This window comes from Candidatus Hydrogenedentota bacterium (assembly GCA_019695095.1).
Lineage (GTDB): Bacteria > Hydrogenedentota > Hydrogenedentia > Hydrogenedentales > SLHB01 > JAIBAQ01.
This window is the reverse complement of the sequence record JAIBAQ010000199.1, coordinates 1-10,390: the sequence shown is the minus strand read 5'-3', so window position 1 is coordinate 10,390 and position 10,390 is coordinate 1. Positions and strand designations below refer to the sequence as shown.

6 protein-coding genes are annotated in these 10,390 nt (G+C 57.9%); 1 reads left to right on the top strand and 5 read right to left on the bottom strand.

Annotation, left to right across the window (positions count from 1 at the left end):
- Positions 1 to 1,166: hypothetical protein (locus K1Y02_22165; GenBank protein MBX7259084.1), on the bottom strand; the 1,166-nt coding region annotated here is incomplete at its 3' end.
- 154 nt (positions 1,167 to 1,320) lie between these two features.
- On the opposite strand from K1Y02_22165, the gene K1Y02_22160 reads away from it, so the two are divergent.
- Entirely contained in the window at positions 1,321 to 2,772 is a 1,452-nt protein-coding gene (locus K1Y02_22160; GenBank protein ID MBX7259083.1) for a hypothetical protein, read from the top strand.
- Between the two features lie 28 nt (positions 2,773 to 2,800).
- Here K1Y02_22160 and K1Y02_22155 read toward each other — a convergent pair whose 3' ends face one another.
- From K1Y02_22155 to K1Y02_22140, 4 genes are all read right to left on the bottom strand, one after another.
- The gene (locus tag K1Y02_22155; protein ID MBX7259082.1) at positions 2,801 to 5,950 is read right to left on the bottom strand and encodes a PQQ-binding-like beta-propeller repeat protein; all 3,150 of its coding nucleotides are present in this window, start codon (positions 5,948 to 5,950) and stop codon (positions 2,801 to 2,803) included.
- A 28-nt stretch (positions 5,951 to 5,978) separates the two neighbouring features.
- A complete protein-coding gene (gene tcmP / locus K1Y02_22150) occupies positions 5,979 to 7,142 on the bottom strand; it encodes a three-Cys-motif partner protein TcmP (GenBank protein MBX7259081.1) in 1,164 nt (387 codons plus the stop codon).
- Positions 7,143 to 7,189: 47 nt separating this feature from the next.
- Complete coding sequence (locus tag K1Y02_22145) at positions 7,190 to 7,897, bottom strand: phage Gp37/Gp68 family protein (protein ID MBX7259080.1); 708 nt, start codon at positions 7,895 to 7,897, stop codon at positions 7,190 to 7,192.
- Between the two features lie 111 nt (positions 7,898 to 8,008).
- The coding region (locus K1Y02_22140; protein MBX7259079.1) for a hypothetical protein at positions 8,009 to 10,390 on the bottom strand (2,382 nt) is incomplete at its 5' end.

Sequence of the window (10,390 nt, the reverse complement as noted above, 5' to 3'; positions counted from 1 at the left end):
TCGCTGAAGAATCCAATCTGTTTATTGACGGGGAGCATATCGAGGCGCTCTTCCATGACCTGCTGGATCGCGCCCGGAAAGAAGTTGTGCCACCAGTAGCCCGCGAGGGAGAAGTTGGGAAGTTCGCGTGCTAGCGTGCACAGCGCCTGGTTCGCGTGGCGGCTGCCCAGGAAACACATGAACCGCAAGCGCGGGTAACGCGAGATGATGTCGGCAAGTTGCCCAATCGTGCGCTGGCTGACGCGCGATGACGATTCGTAGGGCAATGGCTCCGCGCCGAGAGAGAATTGAAACACGATCCGCTGTTCGCGCTTCTCCAATTCGCTCAGAAAACGGTGCAGGATATAGCTCGCGTACACGTTGCGCTCGGCATCGCCTGCCGACGCCCGCCGCTCTAGCGCTTCCGCCATCTGGCCATCGCTGGGGTTGCTGTACTCGATGTCGGTGGAGATGTGCTGCGCCGTGGCGAGTACCGTGCCGTACGGAATCAAATCGCAGTAATGCAGAACCGCGGCGTGAACGTCTTCAACGGTCCGAATGGTCTTCTTGAGCGGGGGCGCGGTCTTCCGATTGTACGTGACGGGAATCGCCACGCCCGCCTGCGGTTCATTCCAAGCGCGCTCGAGCTCGAACACCGGAATATCCGGCTGGCCCCATTGCGTGCGCGCGAAGAACGCCCATTCCAGCGAATACTGCAGCAGATCGTCCGCTGACCCGTCGCGCTGCCGCCACAGTTCTGTACCCGTTCGGGCGATGTTGGCGCGGCGCGTCACGTCGCGCGCCCAGGCGGTGTCCTGGCTGCGCTCGCGAATTATCTCGTCAAGGCGCCGCCAATTCGACTCGTTGATCGGCTCCCGCCAGTTGTAGAGATCGACAAGAATCGCGCGCAGGCCGGAGGCCATGAAGGTATTGCGGGCGCGCGCCAGGTAAGGAATTGCTTCCGCAAGGCGGGTATGGGCGTCTTTTTGTGAACGGTCCTCGTCCAGACGCGACCCCGATGGACAGCCAGCAGCGAACAAATCGCTCACCACCATGTGATAGAGAAGAATGTCGTCGAGTCCGCGCGCCGTCAGATGTGCGGCGTCGACGTGCGTGTGCGGGTCCATCCAGGAAAACGAAGCCAACCCCTCTTCGATGTCTCGTACCGTACGAAGCGCGGTTTCCATCGCGACCCCCTCGTTTATGTGCACATTTGGATTACGGACAGCGAAGATGACTATGCCAGAGCCGGACATGCGCCGCAACGCAGAATTCAAATACATGGTAGAATAGGGATACTGAGGGGAAGGATACCCTCTCTGCGAGACAGGGGGTAAGTGCGTGAAGCACAGTCTGTGCTTAGCCGTTTGGGCATTTCTTGTGCCGCCGTGGTGTAACTTGGTTTGGGGGCAAACGCCTGTTGCTTCCCTTGCTCCAGTCATTCTCAACGACGCAAGAGACACCTACCCTCTTGGCGCCGAAGTGGAGCAATTGGACGATCCCGGCGGCGTTCTGACGATCGCCGAAGTGTCCAGCGGGGCCGCGTCGGCGCGTTTCCGGCCGCACACGTCCGAAAGTTTCAACCTGGGCTTGGCCGAGTCGGTGTCGTGGTTTCGATTTCGTCTTCACAACAGTTCTGCCCAAAATGTAGAGTGGATTCTGGAAGTCTCCAATCCCCGCTTAAATAACGTCTCTCTCTACGTGTTTCGCAGCGACTCCACGGCGCGCGTATGGCGCAGCGGCAATTCCGTGCCGTATGACGAATGGCCCGTCGATTTCCGAAACCCGGCTTTCGCATTCCGTCTTCGCCAGAACATGGAAACCACGTGCTATTTGCGCGTCGACAATCGGGGGGCGTCGCGTTTCAACGTCGGCTTGTATACTGAACGGGCTTTCCACCGCCACGCGCTGCGAATCGAAATTGCGTGGGGGTTCTTTTACGGGGCCGTCGTTTGCCTGTTGCTGCATAACGCCGTTTTGATGGTGGCGTTGCGAGACCGGACCTATTTCTATTGTTTCGTGCTCATACTGTCATTCCTCTTTTATCAGGCATCGATGAACGGAACGGCTTTCCAATGGTTCTGGCCGTCTTCGACGTGGTGGGCGGACCGCTCCATCATCTTCTTCTACGGCATGACTTTCTTCTTTGGACTCATTTTCTCGCGCAGCTTTCTCGAACTGCACAAGCAGCGATCAACCGCGGACAAGTTGATCGTGGGACTCATGATCGTGTGTTTGACCATTGCGATTGGGGCACTCGGCAGCCACCTGGCGGCCAACTTCGCCGCGCACGTCCTGGCGACGCTTGGTCCCTTCATCATGGCTGCGATTGCTGCGCATTGCTGGGCCTCGGGCTATAAGCCGGCGCGTGTCATGATGCTCGCATGGCTCACGTACAGTCTCGGCTCGTTTTACACCGTCCTTGCGACGATGCGCATACTGCCCCAAACCATTTCAACGGAATATGCGATCCCGCTTGGATTCACGCTTACGTTGCTCTTGTTTGCGTTGGCGCTGGCAGACCGTATCCGCACCGTCGAGCTTGAATACAAAGCGATGCTGAACAGGACCGTTGAAGAGCGCACCCGAGAACTGACCGTGGCGCGCGAGGACATCAAGAAACTCGCGGAACTCATGCCCATATGCAGTTCCTGCAAGAAGATACGCGACGACAAGGGGTATTGGAATCAGCTTGAAAGCTATCTGCTGAAACACACAGACCTTGTCTTCAGCCATAGCATTTGTCCCGACTGCGCCAAAGAACTTTACCCGGAACACTACCGGGACATGTAATGCGCCCGCGCTCGAAAAGGGCACAAACCTATTTGGACAACTCCAGACTCAACTCCGCAATACGTTCACGGTAGGTCTGGAATGCGGATGCGTCTAGCCACGTGTGCCATATTCGACGATCGCCCGCCTTGAGAAAATCGCGGCTTTCGACGAAGGCCTCGTCAGCGCTTTCAAGAATAGTTCCGGAGATCGTGCGCACCGCTTCATCCGCTTGCGCCACCAGATCCTCCTTCGTGCTGCTTCCACGGCGGCGGTCGGCAAGTTCGCGCAGCATCGTTGCGGCGGCCACGTCCTCCAATCCGTCGCGAACGGCCTCCCAACGCACGCTCGGGACGGGCAAGTCGCCCGGATAGACCAGCGCATATTCGTCGTTCTTGTCGGCGTTGGCGAACCACATATTCTGCTGCGTCGTGCTGAAGGTCCAGTGCCCGATTCCGTCGAGTCCAAAGTAGAACGCGCGCCACGCGTTGGCGCGGTTGTAACGCAACGGAGACAGCGACTTTACTTGCGAGACGCATTCGTACGACCACACGGGTTTGCCGCTTTTCATAATGTCCACGATGCGCGGGTCGTCTACGGCCAGTCCGGTCACGAGACGCATGTTCGGACACCACACGTCCACATACGGCGCGATGCGTTGATAGTCGCGCCACGAAAGGCCCGGCACCGGGTCTGTGTAGATGCGTATCTTGGGGTCGGCCTCGCGAAACAGCGAGGCCGCCTCGATAAAGACGGGAATGCGCGGACCGTAGTCGAGGCCCGGTTCGTCAACGGGGTACAACGCGAAATCGTCGTAACCGATACCCGCCTCCGAGAGGTGATCGCGAAACGCCCGCACATACTCGACCTTTGCGGTGTGTCGATCCGGTTCACTGACCTCGCCCTTGAACTCAATGGCCGGATCGGAAACGTGGAACAACAACTGCCCGCGCCCTTTCATGCGCGCCAGCTCTTCGTCGAAGGCCGTCCAGTCGAACGTAAGTTCCCCGTTCTCATAGGCCGCTTTCGCGTTCACATTACGAGGAAACACATTCACGCCATGTTGCGCCATGCCATCCAACACGGCCTCGGCATTGTTCGGAAACCAATTGTTGGGGATGTAGTCCCACGTGCACAGCGTCAACGGGAACGGCCGCTTCATGCGCAAATCCACGACACGAATCACGATCGGCAGAGAGACGTCAGGTGCTTCGTGCCCCAGCGGACGGATCGTGATCGTGCCGGTGTAGTCGCCAGGTTCGGCGCGCGTCGCATCGATGCTCAACCACAGCTTGGCCGCGCGCTTCGCGGGGATTTCCAGCACGCCGGAGTCGCCCAGTGATGGCAACGCATCGGCGACCGTTTCGCCATTGACCGTGCCCACCGTAACCGCCTTGTACGCGGCAATGGTCCCGGCGAATGTCGCGCCGCCGGAACTCTTGGGCGGCTCGATCTCCACCCGCGTTCGAAGAGGCGCATCAAGCGACGACGCGACGACACACGCACCTTGATCGATCTCGCCCACATATACGGGAAAGACATCGATAGACTGCGTCTTGCCCCATTCGATCTCAGCGGGTGACGGAACCAGCCTTGTTTCATCGAAGGTTGCGTAGGGGAGCGTTGCCCATGCCGACAAGGGAGCATTTTGCTGTGCCGAGAGTACACGCGATACATGCCGGACTACGGTCTGCATCTGCTCGCCGCGCGGCAATCGCACGGAAGTCGAGACCTGAACTTGGATGTCGTTCTTGTCCGCGGCAAGGCCGGGGATTGGCAGCGTCAACGACGTTCTCGATGAAACCGCGCCAGCCACAGTGCGAGGTTCGCCCATGGCGACGGCCTCTTCGACGTTTACGGCTATGCACGTGCCAGTTGGATTGGAAATCAGTACGGACGGAAACTCGTTTTCCCGTTCCGGTGCTGCAAACGATACTTCGATGGCCCCCTCCGCGCTGAAGACGGACGACTCGGCAGATTGCGATTCGTCAATTTCCCTTCTGTAGGGCGCATGCGGAAGCCCAGGCGAATACCGTTCCGCCAGCAACGTGCCGGTCACCAGAACCATGTCCACCGTATTCGGCTGGCTGCCCTTCACAAGCACCGGAAAACCGTTGACCGAACCACCCAGATGGACTTCATCGACTCGGCGGCCGTCCTGTCCGATGGCGTACGCGCGGTTGTTGTATGATGTCACGACGATCTCCGAGGGAGCTTTGCCATCCACATCCAACACGACCGGCCGCGCACGGTTCTTCGCGCGAAACACATGCGTCCACAATTGCTTGCCGTTTGCGTCAAACGCGTAGAGGTTGCCCCAGAGTCCCGCGCATACAACCAACGGCTCCTCGGGCTCGCGCGGGATCACCGTGATCGAACAATCGATCTCGTCGCCGACCTCCGCCGACCACACGGTAGCGCCCGTCTCATCGAGAGCATGCAACGTGCCCGCACCCGCCCCGCAGAGTATCAACTGCTTTCCATTCAGGGGGAGGAGTTCGGCGCGCGATATAATGCGTCCCCCGAGATCGCGTTGCCACGCGACGTTGCCATCGAGGTCAAGGCAATACAGCGTGTTTTCGACGGGGATGAGCACGCGCGGCGAATTGGCGATGGTTGCGAGTTGAGGAAACGTGCGGCATGCGCCCGGAAACGTCTTGCGCCATGCGACTGTGCCGTCGGACTTCAAACACGTAACGGAGCCGGAGTTGTCGCCGACAACGAGGCGCACTCCGCCCGCGTCAACCGCAAGAGGCGTCGCGCGCGACCAGGTTGTCTCGCCGGGCAACGTGTAACGCCACACTTCCTGGTACGTGCTATCCAACGCGACAAGCAATCCTTCCACGCTGCCGAACACGAACTTCGCGCGCGCATCGCCGGGAATCCGCGCGGGCGTAGACGTCCAGCGCCCCTCCGGCAACGTCGCCACAAGCCCGTCCTGTCCCGCGCCGATATCCTTCCCATCGACGCCCCAGTGCATCACCTCGCCGCCGATATCGACGGCAAGCAATTCCTGCTTTCCGTCGTCTTCAACAACTAACGGCCCCGCCTCCATCCGGAATTGGCCCGCAGGCTTCGTCCACACACGGTCCATGGCGCGGGAGGGAGCCGAAGACAGCGCCGCCACAGCGACAAGCGAGATCGACAGGCTTTTTTTCAAGAATCGCGTCAGAAGTGCACCAAGTCGTCTATCCTTCATTAAAGCTTCCTATGTGCCTGAATTTGGGCTACTTCAACAACACAAGTGAGTGATTCTTCCCAAACTTAGGAGTGCGCTCACCTGAAGCCAAACCAACTATCTGAAGACCATCAGACTTCCTCCACTCCTTAATCCAGTTACTGACATCAGAGTGCCAAACCAACGGAAAGTGGAGAGAGAACTTCCAGAATTCATCAAATGAAACTCGTTTGTCCTCCTTGAGCTTCGCGAAAAGTGCAGAACGCGTAGCTTTGAGTTGTGTTTCTCGCAACTCTTCATAGTACGGCCATCTCTCTTGGATCTCTTCACTGCCGAACAATTCCCCTTGACCACTCTCCAGGGCTCTTCTTTGCCTGACTTGGTTGCGAGCGTGCTCCATAACTTCCATGGCATTCCTCTCGGCTTTCCTGAACTCCTCGAGTCCCCTAATATTTCTGGTGCCATAGATCAAGTGATAGTGTTTGCAGTCCATATCCCTGTGAATTACATACGCAGAACTCACAAATTCAAATGCCCCGGACTTCCTCAGATTGTCGCAGTAGACTTGAACCATCGCTTCAATCGAATCGCGCCCAGAAGATTGTTCGTCAATACGCGATAAGAAATCGTGGCAACCATACAGACCAATGAAGCTGTCGGCATAATCGGGTACTCTGATGAACCTATTTATGTGATAGGACATGAAGTTGACGAGGACTTCTGAGCGTGTGTTTGCAAAAAGCGGTTTGATTGTGGACATGTCGAAACCAGTCCAACCTTTGGGGTCGATAAAGTAAAAAGCAAACGTATCTGGGTCGGCCTTGACGAACTCAAGAATCTCAGGAATGGACGCCTGAAAGGTGTTGTTGACAATTCTGATTTCGACATCTGGCACACTCTCAGCGAAACTACGCAACCTTGACGCCGCAGTTTGGTCCTTCTCCACAAAGCAACAGCGCACTCGCATCTTCTTCTTGAGAGGAGACTCTCTCAGGTCGTCCCTTGCTTTCGTTAGTTCTTTAATGGCAATTCCAAATGAGGTATCTGAGAGCGCGACATCTCTGGACTCCCAAGGGCCTGAGAAACAATCAATATACGTTATTGATTTGCACCAATTGCCAATGATGTGCGCGAAGCGCTCAAGGTAAGTCCTGAGGACTACGTGCTTGACTAGAGTCTGCTCCCGGTCATCATAAAAATCTGGAATTTCCATTTAGGCACTGCCCCCAAGAAGATGAAATGCTTAAGTTACTAGCGGGACTATGCAGGCATAGCACTATAGGATTTCCCCTTCAGTATACGTCCCGTCCGGTGCTTATTCACCCCGCCCCATTGCTTGAAGAAGAACGGCACGTGTGCGCGGACGCATTGCTGCTGGATATCGGTGACCCATTCTTCTTTCATCAAGCGCGCGCCAGGACCCGATTCACCGCCCACGATGACCCAGTGAATCCCCTCGAGCGGGAGGTGCGGCAAGGGACCGAGTAGAGGTTCAAGAGAAAGAAAACGAACTTTCGCGGGGATTTGCTTGAGGTGATCTATGCGTCCGAGAACACGCTGGTTCTCGACACTGGCGCCCATCCAGATATTGGGAGTCCAGCGGAGACTTGAAGCATGGGATGCGGCAATTTCCGGCCTCTTGGTGAGCACTTGGAAACGGTGCTGGCTGCATTCGTTCATGACTGCAAACACGCGCTGTATGAATTCGAGCGGAACATCCTTGTGGAAAAGATCGCTCATTGAATTCACGAAAATCAGGCGCGATTTCTTCCACCGGCGCGGAAGCTCGAGAGCATCCTCCTGAAGAGTCAGCTTGAAACCATCGCGATACTGAGGCACCCCCATCGCCTGCAAGCGTTTCGCCATGCGTTCGGCATAGCAGTGCTTACACCCCGCGCTGATCTTTGTACAGCCCGTTACCGGATTCCAGGTGGCCTCGGTCCATTCTATGCGCGATGCGGTCGCCATGCTCTCCCCTTCGACAAGATAATACTGATAATTAAATCAGTATTCAAAGAAGTTCACCATCGTCTAAATCATGCCGAGATGGAAAGCTATGTCGCAAACGATTCGGAGTCTCTATTTCCCCTCATACCGCGCGGCGGCGGTCGTGTCGTCGATGAAGCCGTAGAAGCGGGCGCGCCAAAAGGCGTCGGCGAATTCCGCGCCGCCGAGTTCGCGCCGCTCGTTCTTGGTGAATTGCAGGCACAGGTGACCGTCTTGCCAGGTCTCGCCGCCGTCTTTGGAGAAGTAGAGTCCCGCGGGCGTTCCCGAAAACACCCAGTCGCTGTTGCGCGGCGCGAGCAGCGTGCGCGCCAGCGGAATGTCGAAGCCCGCCGTCTTTTCCTGCCATGTCGCGCCGCCGTCGACGCTCTTAAGCGCCGGGTGTTCGCCGCCCGCAAACATCACCTCGCCTTTGGCCCCGGCAAATACCGGCGCCGCGATCTCACCTTGAATGAACATCGGCTTGACGGCTTCGTAGCCTCCCTTGAGGTATTTCTGATAGACGCCATCACGTGTGTTGTCCCACGTCTGTCCGGCGTCTTTTGATTGCACCAGCAAGGTGCTCACGTCCACGCCGCCGAAATGCGTCTTCGCTCCCATGACGACGTGATCGGGATTGGCCGGGTTTACGGCGAGCCACGGATAGATCTCGGTGTAGTAACCGAGTCCGGTATTGCCTCCGCGCGTCCAGGCGCCGCCGTCGAGCGTTCGCGTAAGCAGCGCGGTCTTGTACAACGCGTACACGCGCCCCGGCGATCCGGGCGCCACCTTGATTGCCAACGCGCTCGCAGGAGCACCTTCCGTAAGCGTTTCCCAGCTCTGCCCCACGAACCCGCTACCCAAATCGCGACACCGGTATGCGCCATTTGTCGTTACCGCAAACACGATGTTGGGATTCGCCGGGTCTACGAGCACGTCTTGCGGTGTGCCGCCATCCGATGGCACCGGCATGCGCTCCCACGTTGTGCCTTCCGTGGTCGACACATAGAAGCCGTCGTCGCACGCCACGTACACAATGCGCGACTTCGCGCCCGCTTCCACGGCGCGCACGGGTTTGAGCAGCGCATGATCGATGGGTTGCCAGCCGCGTTCGGTCGATGCCGCATCGGTGGAGATATACAATCCGCCCTTTTCGTCGACGGCGAACAGCACGTTGGGGTCTTCAAACGACACCGCAACATCCACAACCGTCCGGCTTATCCAACCATCGGGCTTGAGCAGATTCTCTTTCCAGATGTATTCGTTGTCCCATGCCGCGAGATACGCCGGATACGGCGGCTTGAGATCCTTACGCAGGCTGTTCATGCGCGGACGTACCGTCATGTCGGTGGGAAACGTCTGCAACGAATACAGGGCTTCCTTCAGCGACTTGTCTTTGTCGGGCGCGTCCGGCGCAACGGCGTAATAGAGGTATGTAAACAGGCTTTGTGCATCGTTTTTATGGTTGGCCCACAACCCATCCGCGACAACGCGATACCCTGCACGCAATTCAGGATCGTCTTCGAGGCGGAACAGATTCTCCAGGTGACAGAACACGTGCTCCGCGTCGTCGTAGTCGCGCTCCGTCTCGAAATGCTTGAGCCCACGCACGCCATAATCGGCCACGAGCTTGTCGTAGACCGCCTTGAACTTCTCCTTTCCGGTCGCGTGATAGGCCACCTTCGCGCCCCCGATCGCCATCATGATGCGCGTGTTCAGGGTTTTCCCGTCGGTAAAGCCGAGAATAGGTTCCGGCCGCACATGCCCGAGGTTGTATATGACGAGATCGTTGTCGACCCAGTAGCTCACCAAGGCATCGATCGCGTCGCGGCACCGGTCCTTCTGTGCGCCTTCCGCGGCGAGATCGTAGTATTGACCAAGACCATGGATGGCGTCGCTGTAGTTGTGATGACTCGGATCGGCCCGCCACCGCAGCGGCTGCCCGTCCACCTCGCCCTGATGCCACTCGTCACTGCGCTTCGAGCCAAGCCGCTCCTCGTAGACAGGGCCGTGACCCAGAAAATAACCGCGCGCCTGAAGCCCGCGCACTCCCGTCACGCGCTGACAGCGGTACACCCCTTCAAACACTTCGTCCACGCGCTTCTTGGCCGCCGCGAGTTCCTCCGCGGGTGCGCCCGATTTCTTGAGGAAGGCATACTTGTATGACAAGCCCGCAAGATGATTCGACGTCCAACACACCGCGTGCGCCACATCCGAAAACGGCGTGGCCGTGGAGATGTCTTGTGGCCCGCCGTCCCGAGGCACTTCCACGAGCGACGGATATAGCCCAAGAATGTTGTGGCGTTTGACGATGTTGTCTTCGAGGATTCGGTCTTTTTCGTTGAGGGGCAACCGCCAGTTTTCGTCTTCCGCGGCGGCGGAAACGGCTGCAAGAACGACGCTCAACACGATCAACTCACGCATGGCTGCACGGTCCTCCCTCGGGTATGCGTTACGACCTCCCCAGACCGCGCAGAC